The 19788-nt window shown below is 61.7% G+C and carries 16 protein-coding genes; 12 read left to right on the forward strand and 4 right to left on the reverse strand.

Translation table 11 applies throughout. The features are described 5' to 3' along the window. Positions 1-31: 31 nt before the first annotated feature. The 7 genes from HMPREF3175_RS01205 (at position 32) to HMPREF3175_RS01235 (ending at position 9369) form a co-directional block, all read left to right on the forward strand. Positions 32-1531, forward strand: coding sequence for a hypothetical protein (locus HMPREF3175_RS01205; RefSeq protein WP_070490276.1), 1500 nt, complete (start codon positions 32-34; stop codon positions 1529-1531). A gap of 65 nt (positions 1532-1596) precedes the next feature. Then, positions 1597-3819: a S9 family peptidase gene (locus HMPREF3175_RS01210; RefSeq protein WP_070490277.1), complete on the forward strand. Its 2223-nt coding sequence runs from the start codon at positions 1597-1599 to the stop codon at positions 3817-3819. A 266-nt stretch (positions 3820-4085) separates the two neighbouring features. Then, a complete protein-coding gene (locus tag HMPREF3175_RS01215) occupies positions 4086-4550 on the forward strand; it encodes a hotdog fold thioesterase (RefSeq protein WP_070490278.1) in 465 nt (154 codons plus the stop codon). A 78-nt stretch (positions 4551-4628) separates the two neighbouring features. Further along, entirely contained in the window at positions 4629-5942 is a 1314-nt protein-coding gene (locus HMPREF3175_RS01220) for an AMP-binding protein (RefSeq protein ID WP_070490279.1), read from the forward strand. Positions 5943-6073: 131 nt separating this feature from the next. Continuing rightward, positions 6074-6751, forward strand: coding sequence for a TetR/AcrR family transcriptional regulator (locus tag HMPREF3175_RS01225; RefSeq protein WP_070490280.1), 678 nt, complete (start codon positions 6074-6076; stop codon positions 6749-6751). Positions 6752-6774: 23 nt separating this feature from the next. Further along, entirely contained in the window at positions 6775-7485 is a 711-nt protein-coding gene (locus HMPREF3175_RS01230) for a hypothetical protein (RefSeq protein ID WP_070490281.1), read from the forward strand. 237 nt (positions 7486-7722) lie between these two features. After that, on the forward strand, positions 7723-9369 hold the full coding sequence (locus HMPREF3175_RS01235; protein ID WP_070490283.1) for a thiamine pyrophosphate-dependent enzyme: 1647 nt from the start codon (positions 7723-7725) through the stop codon (positions 9367-9369). 120 nt (positions 9370-9489) lie between these two features. On the opposite strand, the gene paaZ is transcribed toward HMPREF3175_RS01235, so the two are convergent. From paaZ to HMPREF3175_RS01255, 4 genes are all read right to left on the reverse strand, one after another. Continuing rightward, complete coding sequence (gene paaZ, locus HMPREF3175_RS01240) at positions 9490-11613, reverse strand: phenylacetic acid degradation bifunctional protein PaaZ (protein WP_035757901.1); 2124 nt, start codon at positions 11611-11613, stop codon at positions 9490-9492. Between the two features lie 219 nt (positions 11614-11832). Beyond that, positions 11833-12687, reverse strand: a complete 855-nt coding sequence (locus tag HMPREF3175_RS01245) for a 3-hydroxyacyl-CoA dehydrogenase family protein (RefSeq protein ID WP_070490285.1) — start codon at positions 12685-12687, stop codon at positions 11833-11835. Positions 12688-12718: 31 nt separating this feature from the next. Further along, on the reverse strand, positions 12719-13498 hold the full coding sequence (locus HMPREF3175_RS01250) for an enoyl-CoA hydratase/isomerase family protein (protein WP_035757895.1): 780 nt from the start codon (positions 13496-13498) through the stop codon (positions 12719-12721). A 3-nt stretch (positions 13499-13501) separates the two neighbouring features. Next, positions 13502-14731: a thiolase family protein gene (locus tag HMPREF3175_RS01255; protein WP_035757893.1), complete on the reverse strand. Its 1230-nt coding sequence runs from the start codon at positions 14729-14731 to the stop codon at positions 13502-13504. Between the two features lie 177 nt (positions 14732-14908). Between HMPREF3175_RS01255 and HMPREF3175_RS01260 the strand changes: the two genes are divergently transcribed. The 5 genes from HMPREF3175_RS01260 (at position 14909) to HMPREF3175_RS01280 (ending at position 19758) form a co-directional block, all read left to right on the forward strand. Further along, entirely contained in the window at positions 14909-16186 is a 1278-nt protein-coding gene (locus tag HMPREF3175_RS01260) for a dicarboxylate/amino acid:cation symporter (protein ID WP_070490286.1), read from the forward strand. 82 nt (positions 16187-16268) lie between these two features. Beyond that, positions 16269-16733, forward strand: coding sequence for a PaaI family thioesterase (locus tag HMPREF3175_RS01265; protein WP_070490288.1), 465 nt, complete (start codon positions 16269-16271; stop codon positions 16731-16733). Between the two features lie 11 nt (positions 16734-16744). After that, positions 16745-17455, forward strand: coding sequence for a lysoplasmalogenase family protein (locus HMPREF3175_RS01270; RefSeq protein ID WP_070490292.1), 711 nt, complete (start codon positions 16745-16747; stop codon positions 17453-17455). Between the two features lie 58 nt (positions 17456-17513). After that, a complete protein-coding gene (locus tag HMPREF3175_RS01275) occupies positions 17514-18473 on the forward strand; it encodes a 1,4-dihydroxy-2-naphthoyl-CoA synthase (protein ID WP_070490294.1) in 960 nt (319 codons plus the stop codon). 4 nt (positions 18474-18477) lie between these two features. After that, positions 18478-19758, forward strand: coding sequence for an AMP-binding protein (locus HMPREF3175_RS01280; RefSeq protein WP_176745106.1), 1281 nt, complete (start codon positions 18478-18480; stop codon positions 19756-19758). The last annotated feature ends 30 nt before the right edge of the window (positions 19759-19788 follow it).

Consider the following 19788-nt stretch of genomic DNA (forward strand, 5'->3'; position numbering starts at 1 on the left):
GGTCCAGGAGCAAGATTCGCTTTGCAACAATTTGATCGCGATTGCCTCCTGGTGCATTGCCGGCAAGGCCGATGCGCAGGTCGATGTGCACGTCGATGTGCACGCGACGCATAACCGCGTCTCTTTCACGGGGCCAGCATCGGAGGTGGAGACAGCTTGGGCACGGCTCGTTCGGTTAGCTTCCGGAGATGCTGAGGTCGAGGCCGCAACCGAGGCTACCCTTCAGCAGGTCTCGCTCACGCATCATTGCCCGCAGCACTGGGTCGCCGATGCAACGATCCGCACGGGCTTCACGGAATGGACGGTGCAGGCCCTCCCGGTCGTCGAACCGCAACGGGGCACCGCCCCGTCAACCTCCGTGGTGACCGAACTTTTCGGCCCCGGCGTCGCTCGCCTGTGCACGTTCACGGGACACGATGCGCCCGAGGAGCACAACCTCGTGAGCCTCAGCAGCCCCGCCACCACCCATGCAGATGATGCGGCTACGGGGTCGGTTTTGCGCGGCGGATCCAGTACGACTAGCACTTCTGGAAACCTCCAGCGGGCAGGGCTATTCGCGATGAAACCCACGAAGGTAGCATTCACAGCGCTACTACCCCACTCCGAGACCGGGTTCGCCGCCGCCCACGTGATCCGCACCCAGCTCAACGCCCATCTAGCACAACAGGCCACGGGCCAGGCCGAATTCGAACTCACCGCGCTCGGCGACACCCTCGGCGTCACCGCACTCACGCCCGCCCCGGTAGCGGATGCGGAACGCGCCGCACTGCTTGAGCACGCCTTCGCGAATCCATCCGAGGACCTAGCCGCCGAAGCCGCAGCCGTGCACACCGGGGCCGCCGAAGCCGGGCACACCGGGGCCACCGCAGCCGCCGGCGAGCGCGGTGCGTTCTCCGGCCCGCCTTTCTCACCTGAGCGGGCGTTCAGTTCGCGGCCGTTTGAGCCAGTAGTCAACGCGGATGCTGTTGCGAAGGTTGTGGGGATGGCTCGCAAGACCGTCCATCTGCCGTTCAGTAGCACCACTGCCCCGGAAGGCCGGGACTGGGTCAGGTCTTTAGAGTGGCGGGTCGGGTCTTTAGAGTGGATTGTGCCGCCGCTGCACATCGACGAGTTCCCTACTGAATACCGGGGATGGGACACGGATGTGCTCGCGACCATCGGCGAGGACACGTTCGCGGTGGCCCGCATGGAGCCCGGCAGTACGTCTGAGGTTGAGTCGTTGCACGGTTTGTCCATCAAACTCCCGGGTGCTGTGATCGAGGATGAGTCTGGCCCGCATACGTGGTTCGATGCTGCGATGCGGCCTGTTGTGTGCTCTCCGGAGGCCTTCCATGGCCAGTTGCGCGAGGACCTGGATAAGGTCTTCGCCCGCGCCCCGCGGTTGAAGGGCCCAGCGCCCGATGCGGTCGTTGCCGCCCGCGCGCACGCCGCGCAGGGTAGGCGGCGGCGCAAGCGTGCACTCATCGGCGGGGCTGTGGGCGTGGTTGCGCTCTCGGCTTCATGCATCGTGGGTCTCCTGACTCTCGTGTAGCCGCGCGCTATGCCGTGAGCGGAGTTGGTTGACGCTTGCGAGGGCTTCTTTATTAGATAAGTCCTATGACTACGAATTCTGAATCTTCTACGCCGGAAGCCACCACCGCGCCGGAAGCCACCGCTGCAACGGAAAGCGCTTCGCAGCCACCTGTAGCTGAGAAGCGGCCCGTTTCGGTCACGCATCACGGCCATACTCGCACGGATGAATACGAATGGTTGCGGAACTCGGAAGACCCTAAGGTCATCGAGCATCTCGAGGCTGAGAACGCATACGCCGATGCCGTCACCGCTGCGCAGAAGCCTCTGCGAGACGCAATCTATGAAGAGATCGCGGCACGCGTCGTACAGACGGATGTTGCGGTCCCGAAGCGTTCGCGCGGCTGGTGGTACTACGCTCGGACGGTTGAGGGATCGGCGTATCCGATCCACGCACGCGTCAAGGCCGCGGACACCGGGAACCTAGCCGCGGACTGGACTCCGCCAGCCCTCAAGCCAGGCGAGCCAGTCGAGGGCGAAGAGATCCTCGTGGACGGCAACGCGCTCGCCGAAGGCCACACGTTCTTCGCGCTTGGCGGGCTCGATGTGTCCCTCGACGGCACCAAGCTGGTTTATGCCGCGGACTTCACAGGCGATGAACGCTTTACTGTGTTTGTTAAGGACCTCACGACGGGGCAGTTGCTTGCCGACCGCATCGAGGGCGCGTTCTATGAGCCGGTTTTCACCCCGGACGGGCAACGCATCGTCTACACGGTGGTGGATGAGACGTGGCGCCCGCACCAGATCAAGGTCCACACGATCGGCACGGATACGGCCGAAGACACGGTCTTGTATCAAGAGGATGACGCCCAGATGTGGCTCGGTGCGGCACCGAGCGATGATGAGCAGGACCTCGTGATCGTAGCCGGTAACTCCGAATACGCTGAGACCTGGATCTGGGAAGGCATGGAGGCTGGAACCGAGCCGCGTCTTCTGGTTTCACGCGAAGAGCGCATCCTCAACAGCGTGGCCCCGGTGACGGTCGATGGCCGCCGCCAGGCCCTCATCCTCCACGATGCGGAGGCTCCGAACGGCCGCCTCGACATCGCGGACCTCGCAACGGTCACGGACCGCTCCACGTGGCGTCCGGTGATCGCCGAGCACCCCGAGACCAAGCTCAACAGTCTAGAAACAACCAGCACCCACGCTGTGCTTTCGGTCCGCGCTGAGACGACCCCACGCATCCGCATCTTCCCGCTGACCGCGCTCAGCGATGAAGCTCTCGCCTCTGGTACAGAGCTGGAGTTCTGGGAGCCGCTTATTGAAGACGCGGGCGATGCCCCGGTTGCGGTCGAAGCGAGCTCGAACAGCTTCGAAGCACCCGTGATCCGCTTGCAGAAGGCAAGCGACACCACCCCAAATCAGACCTACGATGCGGACCCAGCCACTCGCGAATGCCGGCTTCTGCACACCGGGCCGGTCAACAACTACTCACCGGAAGACTATGTTGCGACCCGCGAGTGGGCCACCGCCCGCGATGGCGAGCAGATCCCGCTCACGGTCTTGCGGCGCCGCGATGTGAAAGCTGACGGCACGGCTCCGACGATCGTGTACGGCTACGGCTCCTACGAAATCTCGAACGACCCCCGCTTCGGCTACATGGTCCCGAGCCTGTTGGACCGCGGCGTCGTGTTCGTGACCGCGCACATCCGCGGCGGCGGCGAGCGCGGCCGGCACTGGTACCTCGATGGCAAGAAGCTCAAGAAGGAGAACTCCTTCAATGACTTCGTGGACGCGACCCGCTGGCTCATCGAGGCCGGATGGGCTGATCCAAAGCGCATCGCCGCATTCGGCGGTTCGGCGGGCGGCCTACTCATGGGGGCTGTGCTGAACCAGGCGCCGGAGCTCTACCAGGCGGTCTTGGCAGCGGTTCCGTTCGTTGACCCGCTGACCTCGATCCTGGACCCAGACCTTCCTCTTTCAGCACTCGAATGGGAAGAGTGGGGCAACCCGATCGAGGACGAAGAGGTCTACCGCTACATGCTCGGCTACTCCCCTTACGAGAACATTACGAAGCAGGACTACCCGCTCATCGCGGCCCGCACATCGCTGCATGACACGCGCGTTCTCTACGTTGAGCCAGCCAAGTGGGTTCAGCGTTTGCGCGAGCACACGACCTCCGACAAGCCAGTGCTATTCACGTGTGAAATGCACGGTGGACACGGTGGGGCCTCCGGGCGTTACGAGCTGTGGAAGGACCGTTCGTGGGAGTACGCGTTCATGCTCAGCGCGATCGGCATCACGCAATAGGCACGATGCGCGCCAAGTGAGCTCAGCCCGCTGATATATGTCTGGCCCGGCAACGTGATTTTTGACACGTTGCCGGGCCAGTCTTAAGATCGAATAACCGACCGTTCGTTCAGGCTGGATGAATGAGCTTGCCTTAAACCCACCCCGAACACGGCCGGGATAGCCTACGCGCCGCCCGCCGGCGCACACCGATTCCGTACACCGATCCAACATCCAGCGTTGCCGAACCAGCGCTTGAATGTATACCGATGTGAAAGAGTGCGTCGATGACAGAAACGAACACCGAGCTCGGCTCGCGTCTGGCTAAGCACCACAAGATCCTCGAATTCGATCACTGCACCCACTGGATGGGGATCGAGCCAATCAAAGTTGAGCCCGGCTACGCAGAAGTCGAGATGACGCCCCGCAAAGAGATGCTCAACGGTTTCGGCATCGTTCAAGGCGGAATGCTCTTCACCTTCGCCGACGTCGCGTTCGCTATGGCCTGCAACGAACCAGCAGGCTCCGAAACCAGCTACACCGTCGCCCAGGGTGTTGACGTGAACTTCCTCAAGCCAGGCTTACCCGACCTCCCGCTGCGAGCCGTCGCCCGCGTCGTGAACCAAGCCGGCCGCTCCGGGCTCTACGACATCACCGTGACCCAACAGCGTGCCGACGGTTCAACCGAAACCATCCTCGAGTTCCGGGGCCGCTCCCGCACCATCAACGCAGCCCCACCAACCGTGCGCTAACCAACCCGCGCCAGCCCGCCCCACCACAGACTTTTACAGACCTAGAAGACGCCCCTATCTCCCCGCCAGGAGGACACCATGTCAAAGATCGCTCTCTCCGATCAGGGTCAGCTGGACCCAGAAGAGAAAATGAGCGCGGATCAGATCCGCGAACTCCAGACCGAACGCACCGCCAAGATCCTCAAGTACGCGTACGAAAACGTTCCGCTGTACACCAAGAAGTTCGATGACCAGGGCGTACACCCTGACGACTTCAAGGAACTGTCCGACCTCGCGAAGTTCCCGTACACAACCAAGGAAGACCTCCGCATCACCTACCCGTTCGGTATGTTCGCTGTACCGATGGAGCAAGTCTCCCGCATCCACGCCTCCTCCGGAACCACCGGCCGAGCAACCGTGGTCGGCTACACCAAGAACGACCTCGACACGTGGGCACGCCTGGGTGCACGCTGCTTCCGTATGGCTGGTGTCCGCCCAGGCATGAAGGTCCACAACGCCTACGGCTATGGCCTGTTCACCGGCGGCCTCGGCGCACACGCCGCGATCGAAGCGGTCGGCGCAACCGTCATCCCTATGTCTGGCGGCCAGACCGACAAGCAGATCACCCTGATCGAAGACTTCAAGCCAGACGCGATCGCATCGACCCCAACCTACCTGCTGACCATCGGTGACGCGATGCAGAAGAAGGGCCTCGACCCACGCAAAACCTCGCTGCGCTACGCGATCCTCGGCGCTGAGCCGTGGACCCAGGAAATGCGCGACGAGCTTGAGGACATGTTCGATCTCAAGGCATCCGACATCTACGGCCTCTCCGAAGTCATGGGCCCAGGCGTCGCCGGCGAAAACTACGAACTGCAGGACGGCTCCCACATTTGGGAAGACCACTTCGCCCCAGAAATCATCGACCCATTCGATGAGCGCCGCCAGCTCGCAGACGGCGAAGAAGGCGAACTCGTCTTCACGACCCTCACCAAGGAGGCCCTCCCGGTCATCCGCTACCGCACGCACGACCTCACACGTCTGCTGCCGGGTACCGCACGCGAAGGCCACCGCCGCATCGGCCGCATCTCCGGCCGCTCCGACGACATGATCATCCTGCGCGGTGTGAACCTGTTCCCGTCCCAGATCGAAGAGCTCATCTTCAAGGTCGAGGGCCTCTCCCCTCACTTCCAGCTCGAGATCACCCGACCAAAGCGCATGGACGAACTCACCGTCAAGGTCGAACGCCGCGACGACTGTACGAGCGACCGCGCCGAGGAAGCCGGCAAGGAACTGCAGCGGCTCATCAAGATCCACATCGGGTCTTCCTGCCGCATCGACGTCGTCGATCCAGCCACCCTGGAACGTTCGATGGGTAAGCTCAAGCGCATCTACGACCTGCGCAACCAGTAAAACCCTGCCCTACCCGCTAAGGTAGGTCACAGAGGAGGGGTGGCTTCCGTTCCAACGACGGAAGCCACCCCAACACGCTTAAAGCCCACGGCTACCACCCACACGGGCTAAAGATCAAGGACAGCACACATATGACGAGCACCCCCGGAACTGACCCCCGCTCTGACCCCCGCTCCGAACTCCCTTCAGAGCCAGCGGCGGGAACCGGCGCGCGCCGCGGACGCCCCGGCTACGACACCGCAACGGTGCTGCGCATATGCGTCGACATGTTCACCAAACACGGCTACGACGCAACCAGCATGGGGATGCTCGCCGAACGGCTCGGCATCTCCAAGTCAGCGATCTACCACCACGTGCCATCCAAACTCGACATCCTCCGCCAAGCCCTCGACGCCGCGCTCGATCCGCTCGAAGAAGCGTTCCAGCAGCATCTGGCCAACCCCGAACCCACAGCGCTAGCGACGCTGCGAGCGCTCATGGCCGAAACCATCGAGGTCCTCATCGAGCGCCGCCCCTACGTCCTGCTCCTGCTACGGTTGCGCGGCAATTCCGAGATCGAAGTCGCAGCGATGCAGCGCCGCCGCAAGCTCGACCGGCTCACCGCAACCATCGTCGAGCAAGCCATCGCCGAAGGCAGCATCCGAGGCGACCTGAACCCCGGCAACGTTGCCCGCTACATGTTCGGTACCATCAACTCGCTCGTGGAATGGCTGCGTGTGGATGACTCGATGTCCACCGAAAGCGCCAAACGCGGCGTTATCTCACTGCTATTCGAAGGCCTCGAAACCTCCCGTCCAACCCTGCAATAGCCCACTCGATAGAATGGACCCTTGTGGATCACCTGATTTCTGAGCTTTCCGGCGCGCCCGCCGGTAGCGTGTCCTCCAACTTGACCCTGCTGAACATCGGTTTCCTCGTCTTCGTCGCGATCGGCAACCTCATGCTTGCTCACCGCAACGAACTCGGTTGGTGGTTCAGCATGCTCGGAACGTTCTTCGGTTTCATCTCGGTGGCCCTCTACCCGGGTAGCGCCAACTGGATGCTCTTGCTCGGCGCGGTGCCGCTGTTCGCCGTTGGCGCGGTGGGTCTTGCTTTGTGGGCTAAGCATCCGCTGGCAGGTAAGTTCACCCGCTCGGTACCGGTCGCGAACTTCTCGATTATGGGCGCGATCATGCTGCTCATCTACACGGGCGTGGTAGCGCTTCTGCAGTTCGGCCCAGACCTTGCCTATCCGCAACTGATCTTCTCCGAAACCATGCACATCGCGTGGCTGAACTTTGGTCTCAACGCCCTCATCATGGCGGGCTTGCTCGGTGTCGCTTTCGGATCACGATGGGCGTGGTCGCTCACCGCGATCGGCGGCATCGGCATGACCGTGGCCTCCGCACTGCTGCCACACCTGACCGGTGGGCCGCAGCCGCTGCTGAGCCAACTGTTCGGTATGGTCTTGGTGACCATCAGCGCGATCTATGCGTGGCTCATGTGGTTCCGCCCAACCCCAGAACCCCTCCCGCAGCCGGAAGACGAAGACGACGAAGACTAAAGCGGCCTTCGCCGCTAGTCGGTCTCTGCAGCATGGCCTGCTCTCACGACCTAGCTTGTTCCTGTAGCGCGGCTTGTTGGCAATATTTATTGCACGATTAGAAATCTCTACAAGTTAAACCTCGTCACACAAGACACGATTTCACCTTTTTGCCTCAAAACCTGCAAAAGTGTCTGTAACGCAAGAACCACCTGTGCCATGTGGGCCGGTGGCAGGAACACCTAGTGGGAGGTCTCTATGTCCAAGCCGCAGGCAGTTGAGCAATCTGCTGGCCACCTCATCGTCGAATCGCTCAAGGCCCACGGTGTAGAACGCACCTACGTGGTCCCGGGTGAAAGCTACCTCGATGTGCTCGACGGGCTCTACAACTCCGGCATCGAAAGCATCGTGTGCCGCCACGAGGGTGGGGCAACCTACATGGCTGAGGCGGAAGGCAAGCTCAACCAGGTCCCCGGTGTCGCGATGGTGACCCGCGGGCCGGGCGCAGCTAACGCACACGTCGGCCTGCATACCGCATGGCAGGACTCGACCCCGCTCGTATTGTTCGTTGGTTTGATCCCGTTCCAGCACCGGGACCGCGAAGCGTTCCAGGAATTCGACCCTAAGGCGTGGTTCGGTACCGGCGCCAAGCGCGTCATGGTCCTCGACCACCCGGAGCGTGCCTCGGAGATCGTAGCCGAGGCGATGTTCGCCGCGGTTTCTGGCCGACCCGGCCCGGTCGTCGTTGGTCTTCCGGAAGACGTGATCCGCGAGAAAGTCTCCGTTCCGGTGCACCCACCGATCCCGGTGGCAACCGGAGGTATGACGGTTGAGGACTGGAAGTCGCTGAAGTCCGCGCTGCTGGAATCGGAGAAGCCGCTGTTCGTGTTCGGCGGTAACGACTGGAGCGAGGAAGGCGCTAAGACCTTCACCGCATGGCTTGAAGACCACCAGCTCGCAGCGGCCGCTGAATGGCGCTGCGAAGGCCTCGTGCCGTTCTCTTCCCCGTCCTATGTTGGCCCGATCGGCTACGGACGTCCACGCCCCACCTATGACCTCCTCGAAGAGACCGACCTGCTCGTGTTCGTCGGAACCGTGCCGGGCGACGTCATCACTGACGGGTTCAACATCCGCCAGAATTGGGAGCAGAAGAACTTCATCGTCTCAATCGACCCGTCGCTGCGCGGCCGCTCCGGCCCAGTGACCCACCAGATCGTCGCTAAGCCAGACACGTTCGTGCGCGACCTCGTCCGCATGGATCTGGATGTGAAGCCTGAATGGAAGGCGTTCACCCAGCGCATGCGCGGCGAACAAGAGAAGTTCGCTACCCTTCCAGAGGCCTCGACCCGCAACGAACAAGCCACGATGGATGCCCTCATGGCGCACCTGGTCCCTGCACTGCCGGAGAACGCTATGGTGACCCTCGGCGCTGGCGAGCACACCAACTGGGCGCACCGCTACTTCCCTACCGAGTTCTATACCGCGATGATCTCCGCACGCAACGGCTCGATGGGGTATTCGATCCCGTCCGCGGTGGCCGCCAAACTGGATAAACCAGAGCGTTTCGTCGTGACCATCGCAGGTGACGGCGAGTTCCTCATGAACGGCCAAGAGCTCGCAACTGCCGCCCAGTACAACGCCGCGATCCTCGTGGTGGTGATGGACAACGCCGAATACGGCACCATCCGCACCCACCAGGAACGCCAATACCCAGAGCGTGTATCCGGTACCCAGTTGAAGAACCCGAACTTCGCGAAAATGGCGGATGCTTTCGGCGGTAAGGGGTTCCTCGTTGAAACCAACGACCAGCTCCCAGAGGCCGTCAAGAACGCCGTGGAAACCGTTGAAGGCGGGCAGTTCGCGCTGATCCACCTCAAGGTCCCGCAGCGCCACAAGGCTTACTAAGCGGCGAAGCCGTCGCGCCTACTAAGCGGCAAAGCCACGGTGCCTACTAAGCGGACTTGAACGTTGAAGGGGCGTGCCAGCTAGCTGGCTGGCACGCCCCTTACGTGTGTCTATGGAAGGTTACTTCCAGTCTTTATAGGTCGTGTTTTCCTTCTCGACCAGGGTCAGCACATCGTAGGTTGCCACGATGTCACCGTTCTGGTTGTGTAGCACGGCATCCCATGCGACCTCGCCGTATTCGTCGGTCACGCGTGGGGTGATGCGCTTGGCGGTCAGGGTCACACGCACCGAGTCATCGATGCCCACCGGGGTGATGAAGCGGAGGTTCTCGAGGCCGTAGTTAGCCAGCACTGGGCCCGGCTTAGGCTCCACGAACAGGCCCGCCGCCCAAGAGACCAAGAGGTAGCCGTGAGCGACGATGCCCGGGAAGAACGGGTTGGCTTCCGCTGCCTCGTCGTTGGTGTGCGCGTAGAAGGTGTCACCGGTCGTGTTCGCGAAGTCGGTGATCTCCTGGCGGGTTGCCTTACGCAGACCGGATGCGAAGCCATCCCCCACACGAAGTTCGTTGAGCGGGATGCGGAATGGGTGGCGGTACTTGTCCGAGCCGCCGAACTCTGGGTCGCCAGCCAGGCGCTGTTCCGCCCCGGTGTGCCACACGCCGGTCACGGCGGTCAGCATGTCTGGGGATCCCTGCAGTGCGGTGCGGGACATGTGGTGCTTGATAGCGCGCACGCCACCGAGCTCTTCGCCGCCACCAGCGCGGCCCGGGCCGCCGTGGATCAAGTGTGGAACCGGAGAGCCGTGGCCGGTCGAGGTCTTCATCGTGTCACGGTTGAGCACGTGCACACGGCCGTGGTGGCCAGCGATGCCCTTGGAAACCTCGGCGACGATCTCCGGGTCGTTCGAGCACACGGTCGCGACCAGGGAGCCCTCGCCCATCGCGGCCAAACGTACCGCGGAAGCTGCGTCTTCGTATTCGGCGATCGAGGAGACCGGGCCGAAAGCCTCAACCGAGTGGAGCTCAGGGGTCTCGGCGTCCTCGAAGTCGAGGATGACTGGCGACATGAACGCGCCGTCCTCAACCTTGCCGCCTTCGGCAACCAACGCATCGTCAGCGCTTTCCGGGGTTCCGTAGGCGACCTTCGCGCCGGCGTCGATGAGCTTCTGGACCGCGCCACGGACGTCCTTGAGCTGATCCATCGAAACCAGGGCACCCATGCGGGTTTCCTCAACGCGCGGATCGCCGACCTTGCCGCGCTTATCCAGCTCAGCGCCAAGCGCCTTCACAACTGCGCCCTTGAGGCCCTTCGGAACGAAGATGCGGCGTACAGCGGTGCACTTCTGGCCGGCCTTAGCGGTCATCTCAACGGCAACGGCCTTGACGAAAGCCTCAAACTCAGGGGAGCCTTCGGTCGCGTCAGTGCCGAGGATCGCTGCGTTGAGCGAGTCAGTTTCCGCGGTGAAGCGGACGCCGCCGCGGGTCACATTCGGGTGTTCACGCAACGCGTGGGCGGTGCTGGCCGAGCCCGTGAACGCGACGATGTCGCGGTAGTCGAGGTGATCGATCACGGTGCGTGCCGATCCCGTGATGAGCTGGAGCGAGCCCTTCGGGAGCAGGCCAGAGTTGATCATCTGGCGCACGACCTCAACGGTCAGCTGAGCCGACGGGGTTGCTGGCTTCACGATGGTCGGCATGCCCGCAACGAAGGCCGGAGCGAACTTCTCAAGGAAGCCCCACACCGGGAAGTTGAACGCGTTGATCTGCACCACCACGCCCGGCAGGGCCTGCATGATGTGGGTACCAAGGAAGGAGCCGTCACGCGAGAGGACCTCGACGGGGCCTTCTTCGATCACGTTCGAGTTCGGGAGCTCGCGGCGGCCTTTGGATGAGAACGTGTAGAGCGTACCGATACCGCCGTCGATATCGATCATGCCGTCACGAGCGGTGGCACCCGTCGTGAGGTTCAGGCGGTCCATTTCTTCACGGTTGGCCTGAAGGTACTGGGCGAGCTGCTTCAGAATCAGTGCACGTTCGTGCAGCGTCAGCTCGGAGAGGTTCTTCTGCCCCACTGTGCGGGCATGGTTGATCATGGCTTCAAGGTCGAGGCCCTCTGCGGAGACGGAGCCAATAGCCTCACCGGTCGATGCATCATATACCGGGGTTGCTTTGGCTTCAGCAGCCGGGGTCCACCATTCGTCGCACGCGTAACTTGGCAGAACGTCGGTCACCGTGGAAGTGCTCATAAGGATGCAACATCCCTTTCCTGAACGATCGGTCAGTTTTCCTTACCAGACTACCAGCGCATGAGTCGCAGATCACTCACAAGGCGAAACTTCTTTGGCGGCGCAAACGCACCGTCACAGCGCCGTTAATCAACGATGCGGGCCCGGTTACTACCGGACCCGCATCGTTGATCAGTTAGTAGCTAACACGTGCCTCACGTGCCAGCCGAGAGCGTTCGTTTATTTCTTGCCCCAGTCGTAGAAGCCCTTGCCGGACTTCATGCCGAGTTCACCGCGCTCAACCATGTCACGCATGATCTGCGGCGGAGCGAAACGCTCGCCTAGGGTTTCTTCGAGGTATTCGGCGATACCAAGCCGCACGTCCAGGCCCACGATGTCGGTGGTCTTGAGCGGGCCGGATGCGTGCCCGTAGCCGAGCACCATCGCGTTGTCGATGTCCTCGGCGGATGCCACGCCGGCCTCGACCATGCGCATCGCTTCGAGCGCTAAGGCGACACCGAGGCGCGAGGACGCAAAACCTGGGGCGTCCTTGACCACAACCGCGGTCTTGCCGAGCCCTTCGGTCCAGCCGCGTGCCGCGTCCACGAGCTCTTCGTCAGTCTGCTGGCCTACAACAACCTCGATCAGCTTGGACGCTGGAACGGGGTTGAAGAAGTGCAGGCCCAGGAAACGGCCTGGGCGGACCAGTTCCTTAGCGAGCCCGTCGATCGAGAGCGAGGACGTGTTCGAGGCCAAAACCGCGGTCTCGTCCATGTTCTTCTCGGCGTCCTGGAGAGTCTGGACCTTCAGATCCCAGATCTCCGGAACAGCCTCAACGACGAGCTCGAGGCCTGCAAGGTCAGCCTTGTCCGTGGAGACGCTGAACTTAGCCATCCAGTCATCAACGCTGCCGTCCAGGCCGCGGTCGATCGACTTCTGGACCGAGGTAGCGACGCGTTCAGTTGCCGCCTTGGCCGCATCGTCATTCGCTTCGATGACGATGACCTCGCTGCCGGAGGTCAAGAAACCATGCGCGATGCCGGCCCCCATACGGCCGCCACCGATCACACCAACTTGTGCTGGAAAATCGCTCATCTACGTTGCAACCTTCTACTTCTTTTGCGGTCTACTTCTTCTTGCGATCAAGGAACGCTTGCATGCGGTCGAACTTCGCTTGGGATTCGAACAGGATCGCTTGGGCGAGCTCATCGACGGCAGGGTGGGCGTCCCGCGGCATCGTGAACACGCGCTTGGAGATCCGGACCGCGAGCGGGTCTTGCTTTCCGATGCGGTCGGCGAGCGCGTGGGCGCCAGCCATGAGTTCGGATGGTTCGTGGAGTTCGGTCACGAGCTTGAGCTCGAGCGCTTCCTCTGCGTTGAGGATGCGGCCTGCGAGGATCAGTTCGAGCGCGGTTGGTTCGCCCACGAGTTCTTTGAGCCGCCACAGCGCACCCGCCGCCGCGGTGATGCCGAGGTTGGTTTCTGGCTGCCCCATCTTGACTTTAGGGGTCGCGATGCGGAAGTCGGCCGCGTAGGCGAGTTCGGCGCCGCCGCCGAGTGCGAAACCGTCGATCGCTGCGATCACTGGCATCGGGAGCCGGTGGATGCGGGAGAAGATCTGCGAGTTGATGCCGGCGAGGGCGTCTTCGCGGCGGCGTTCGCGTAGCTGGGCGATGTCGGCACCGGATGCGAAGATACCCCTCTGGCCGGTTTCTTCGTTGGCTTCTACCCCGGTGATGATGAGGATCTTCGGGGTGCGTTCGAGGTATCCGCACAGGGTATGGAACTCGTCGACCATGGTTTGGTCGATCGCGTTGAGAACCTCTGGGCGATTCATGCGTGCTACAACGCGGTCTTCGCTTTCGGTGATCTCAAGGGCCGTGAAGCCCGTTGCGTCGAAGCTCATGGTTTAGACGGCCTCCACGATGATCGCTTGCCCCTGGCCTACGCCGATGCACAGGGTTGCTAGGCCGAGTTTGCGGCCTTCGGTTTCGCCGAGTTCGCGGTCCATGCGCCCCAGGAGGGTGATGACGATGCGCGCGCCGGAGGATCCGAGTGGGTGGCCGAGTGCGATCGCGCCGCCGTCGCGGTTGACGATCTCTGGATCGAGGCCGAGTTCACGGATCGAGGCCAGCGACTGGCTTGCGAAGGCTTCGTTGATTTCGACTGCTTTAAGGTCGGAAATCTCAAGGCCGGCTTTTTTGAGTGCCTTGCGGGTGGATGGGACTGGACCCATACCCATGATTTCCGGCGCGAGGCCGGCGGCGGCGTTGGATACGACGCGTGCGCGTGCCTTGAGACCGTATTTCTTGACGGCTTCTTCGGAGGCGACGATGATCGCGGATGCGCCGTCGTTTAGGCTCGAGGCGTTACCTGCGGTAACGACTTCCCCGCCCTTGACGACTGGGCGCAGCTTGGCGAGCACCTCTGGGGTCGAGCCTGGGCGTGGGCCTTCGTCGGTGTCCACGACGGTTTCATTGCCCTTACGGTCGAATACGGAGACCGGGACGATTTCGTCCTTGAATCGGCCGGCTTCGATTGCGGCGAGCGCTTTTTCGTGGGATGCGGAGGCGAATACGTCTGCGTCTTCGCGGGAGATGTTGTACTGGCGTGCAACTTCTTCCGCGGTTTCTGGCATGGAGTAGGTGAATTTGCCGTCGCGGGAGAGTTCACCGGAGAGGAACTTAGGGTTCGGGAAGCGCCAGCCGATCGAGGTGTCGTGGACCTTGCCTGGGGTTGCGAAAGCCTTGGCTGGTTTCTCCATGACCCATGGGGCGCGCGACATCGATTCAACACCGCCGGCAACCACGATGTCGGCGTCGCCGGCTTTGATCATCTGGGTTGCCATCGCGATCGCGGACATGCCCGATGCGCACAGGCGGTTGACGGTGATGCCTGGCACGGAGTCTGGATAGCCGTTGAGCAGCCATGCCATGCGGGCTACGTTGCGGTTTTCTTCGCCTGCACCGTTGGCGTTGCCGAGGATGACTTCGTCGACTACTTCTGGGTCGATGCCTGCACGCTCGATGGCTTCTTTGATGACGAGGGCTGCCATATCGTCGGGACGGACAGAGGACAGTGCACCTCCGTAGCGTCCAACGGGAGTACGTACGCCGCCCACCAGCATCGCTTCAGTCATGGTTCTCCTTTAGTAGAGGGTTCACACCTTGGGTAGAGGATTCACTGCCACGGTGTCATGGGTGTTTTCTTCAAGTGTTTCACGAGCCGCGGCGCAGTGGGAGATCTGTGACTATTCGGCATCAATGTGAGTAGGCTGACCGCAGGCGGCTCGTTGCTCCAATTGTTAGAAGGAATCATGTCTGTGTTGCGTCGAATCCCTTTGCTGGTGTGGGTGTTGCTCGCTATTGCGGCGAGCATCGCGTTTTCGTTACCGACCTATGGTGAGGGGGCTGAGCGGGCCTCGATTATGCCGGGCTGGCTTGCCCGGGTTTTCATGACGTATAACTCGCTGTTTTCGGGGATTCTGACGTTCGCGATCCCTCTGATCATTCTGGGCCTGGTGTTACCGGCGATCGCTGAGTTGGGTCGTGGCGCGGGCAAGCTTTTGGGGATGACGGCTGGGATCGCTTATGGTTCCACGATCGCTGCCGGTTTGTTGGCTTATGCGGTGGCTCATTCGGTGTTCCCGTTATTCTTGGGCGGTGATGCCCCGAGGATCGGCGAGGCGAGCGCGGACATCAACCCTTATTTCGCGATTGTTCAGCAGGCTTCCGAGGAGCCAGTGGTTCCGGAGATCGTGTTGCCGCCAGCTATTGAGGTTTTGCCGGCGCTGGTTTTGGCGTTCATTCTGGGTTTGGGGCTCACGGCGATCAAGTCGAATGCTTTGCTCGATGCGGCGATTGATTTCCGCAAGATTGTGGACAAGCTGATCCGCAACATCATCATCCCTGGTCTCCCGTTGTTCATTTTCGGTATTTTCATGGACCTGACCCTTTCGGGTGCTGTGGGCGATGTGGTCAGAAACTTCTTGCTGGTTGCTTTGGTCGCGTTAGTTTTGACGTTGGCGGTTCTGGTTCTTCAGTATCTGATCGCTGGTGCTGTTGCGGGGCGCAGCCCGCTGCGTTCGCTGTGGAATATGCGGTCGGCGTATGTGACGGCTTTGGGTACGGCTTCGAGTGCCGCCTCGATTCCGGTCACGATTGAAGCCGCTAAGAAGAACAAGATTTCGGATCCGGTGTGTAACTTTGTGATCCCGTTGTGTGCAACGATCCACCTTTCGGGTTCGATGGTGAAGATCGTTCTGTTCTCGTTGGCTGTCATGATGCTTTCGGGTGTGGACACCGGGTTCAGGCAGTATTTGCCGTTCGTTTTGATGTTGGGTGTCATGATGATCGCCGCCCCGGGTGTTCCCGGTGGCGCGATCGCTGCCGCATCCGGTTTGTTGGGTTCGATGTTGGGCTTCAACGAGGCCCAGATCGGGTTGATGTTCGCTACCTACATCGCGCTGGATTCCTTCGGTACGGCAGCGAATGTGACCGGCGATGGCGCCATCGCGATGATCGTTGACCGTTTGGCGCGTAACCGCTCGGACAACGCAACGGTGGAGGAGCCGGAGTTCGTCGAGGAGCAGTGAACCGTCGCTGAGCCATGCCCTGCCGAGGAGTAGTAGTTCACCGAGAAATAGCTAGGCCTCTGCGCCGCCTAAACTAGGTTTCATGGCTTTAGAAGATTCCAAACACCGCGATCTCCATATCACTCGTTCGGGTCTTGAGGTGTTGCACACTCAGATCAATGGTGATATCGAGCCGGCCCCGTATAACCAGTTGTTGGGGGTGCGTTTGGTGGATGCCCGCGAGGGCGCAGTGGAGCTGACATGCCAGATGAAGCCAGAGTTTCTGAACAAGATCGGTTCGGGGCACGGCGGTTTCATTTCGAGTCTTTTGGATAACGCGTGCGGCCTGGCCGCGGATACGGTATCCCGACCGGGGCACGCTTTCACGACGATGGATCTGCATGTGCGGATGCTTCGGCCTGTCACGTTGGCCTCGGGTGTGTTACGTGTTGTGGGTGAGGTGGAGAAGTCTGGCCGCTCGGTTGCGGTGACTACTGGCAAGCTATTTGCAGAAGACGGGACGCTGCTGGCTAGCGCGACGTCGAGCCTGTTCGTTTTGGACGTCTAGGAGCGTTCTGAATGTCGCTTATAGCCATTGTCTGTTTCGTCCTTGCCGGGGTTGTCGCGGTTGTGGACTGGATTCTGACTCCGCGTACTGATGATACGTGGCGTTGGGTCACGAAGGCCTCGGTTCCTGCGTTGCTGACGGCGAGCGTGGTGTTGACGGGGTTGGCTCGTCCGCATCCGGCGTGGGCGGCAACGTTTGTGGCGGGTGCGCTGTGTTTCGCGTTGCTGGGCGATCTTTTGCTGTTGGACCGCGGGCGTTTCATGTATGGTGCGTTGGCGTTCGCGGGGGCGCAGACCGTTTTGGCGGTGACGTTGGCGTGGCGTGCGTGGGCTGGGCCGGTTCAGCAGAACTCTGTCCCGGGGATCCCCGAGGGCGGCTGGACTGGCCTGGGGGTTGCCGCGGTAGTGGTGGTGGCTGGCTTCCTAGCTGTGGGGATTCGGTTGATTCGGGCCGCGCATCGTGACCGGCTGGGCCTGGTGGTCACGTTCTATATCGTGTTGATTTCAGTGATGGTTATGGCGGCTTCCCTGCATGTTCGTCAGCCTGGTGGCTGGTGGGTTATCGGGGCGGCCCTTTTGTTCTATGTATCGGATGCACTGCTGGGGTGGAAGCAGTTTGTGAGCCGGGATCAAACGAACTCGGTGGCTGTGATGGTCACGTATCACCTCGCTATCTTCGGGTTCGCGTGGTGGGCGCTACTGCAGTCTGGGGTCACAGTCTAGCCTCTGCGGCTTTTCTGCGCGCCCGGCGGCTGTGTGTTGTGTCAACTAGACTGGGCGTGTGACTGATCAAGATTCCGTTTTGCCTGAGAAGGTTTCTGACGTTTTCGACCCGAACGCGTGGCGTGTTGTTGAGGGTTTCGATTTCCAGGACATCACGTATCACCGCCAGGTTGAGCGGGATGCCGAGGGCGGCATTGTGCGTGATCTGGGTGCGGTCCGGATTGCGTTTGACCGTCCTGAGGTGCGTAACGCGTTCCGTCCGGGGACAGTTGATGAGTTGTACCGGGCGTTGGATCACGCTCGGATGACAGGCGATGTAGGGACCGTGCTGCTCACGGGTAACGGCCCGTCGCCTAAGGACGGTGGCCATTCGTTCTGCTCGGGTGGGGATCAGCGTATTCGCGGCCGTGATGGTTACCGTTATGCCGCGGGTGAGACGCGGGAGACGATCGACCCTGCGCGCGCAGGCCGCCTGCATATTCTTGAGGTTCAGCGTCTGATCCGCACGATGCCGAAGGTCGTGATCGCGGTCGTCAACGGCTGGGCTGCTGGTGGTGGTCATTCGTTGCATGTGGTTGCGGATTTGACGATCGCCTCGGCTGAGCACGGTAAGTTCAAACAGACGGATGCCACTGTTGGTTCGTTTGATGCCGGTTATGGTTCGGCGTTGTTGGCGCGCCAGATTGGGCAGAAGAAGGCGCGCGAGATTTTCTTCTTGGCTCGCGAGTATTCGGCTCAAGACATGGTGGATGCCGGCGCGGTGAACGCGGCGGTTCCGCATGCCGAGCTTGAGAAGGTCGCGTTGGAGTATGCCGCGGATATTGCGCGGCAGTCCCCGCAGGCAATTCGCATGTTGAAGTTCGCGTTCAACGCGGTCGATGACGGCATCGCGGGTCAGCAGGTTTTCGCTGGCGAGGCCACGCGCCTTGCCTATATGACGGATGAGGCCGTTGAGGGCCGGGACGCGTTCCTTGAGAAGCGTGACCCGGACTGGTCGGCTCACCCGTACTATTTCTGATCCGGTGTCTGTCTTGCCTGACGATGCGGGGCATGCGTTCGCAGATGCTGTAGCGGATGTGCGTGCAAGGCTCGCCGCCGCGCTGGATGGTACTGGGCCTGCGGTCGAGATCGTTGAGGCGCCCGCTGGCTCCATTACCGGCACCGCTGGCACAAGCACGGAAGCCGGTATCCCGTTCGTGGTCGAGCATCCGGAAGATGCGCCGGAGGGTACGGCGGCGGTGATCCGCACATCGGGCTCTACCGGGATGCCGAAGCGCACCGCTTTAGGCGCTGAGGCACTCAAGGCTTCGGCTGCCGCGACTTCTCAGCGGATTGGTTCGGGCCATTGGTTGCTTGCTCTGCCTTTGCATTATGTTGCTGGGCTTGCAGTGGTTTCGCGTGCCGTACTCGCAGGCACCGCGTTGGTGACGATGGACCTGCGTTCGCGCTTCACGGTCGAGGCGTTCGCCGAAGCGACAGAAAGGCTTGCCCAAACAGCGCGCTCCCAACCGGCGCACCCGCAAGCGACAGGCTCAGCAGGCGCGAACGCCTCTTCCTCGCACCCGCCGCTGTTGACATCGCTCGTACCTACCCAGCTGAGGCGCTTGTTGGAATCACCCCAGGGCGTAGAGGCGCTCAAACGCTACACAGCGGTTCTGGTGGGTGGAGGCGCTACCCCGCCGGCCACGCTCCAAAGGGCACGCGAGTTGGGCGTCCCGGTCGTTTTGACGTACGGTTCGGCAGAAACCTGCGGTGGATGCGTGTATGACGGAAAGCCGTTGCCGGGTGTTTCAATCTCGATCGATTCCGCGGGCCGGGTGAGCCTTGGTGGACCGCAGGTCGCCACGGGGTATATCGGGGACCCTGAACGTACCGAACAGCATTTCGCGACCTACTCCCCTGACCCTCGTTTGAAGCACGCCCAGCCGATGCGTTGGTATGCCACGGATGACCTCGGCACGTTGCTACCTGGTGGAACGCTCCAGATCCGCGGTCGGGTCGATGACGTCATCAACACCGGCGGCGTTAAGGTGTCTGCTGCTCGGATTCTCGCGGCGATCGAGTCGATGCCGTCGGTTCGTGAAGCCATCGTGGTTCCGGTCCCCCATCCTGAGTGGGGGCAAACAGTAGGGCTCATCTATTCCGGGGATGCAACCGAGGACGAGATCGCAACGGTTGTGAGGCGGCAGGTTTCAGCGGTTGCTGTGCCCCGCGTCGTGATCCAGACTGATGCGGTCCCACGCTTAAGTAATCACAAACCGGACCGTCAAACCGCTGTTTCGCGTTTAAGCGCGCTAGTCTAGCTAGCGGGCGGGGTATGTCCGCCCGCTCTC

Origin of the sequence: Arthrobacter sp. HMSC08H08 (assembly GCF_001807575.1) — a bacterium.
In the GTDB taxonomy this organism is placed as follows: Bacteria; Actinomycetota; Actinomycetes; order Actinomycetales; family Micrococcaceae; genus Pseudoglutamicibacter; species Pseudoglutamicibacter albus.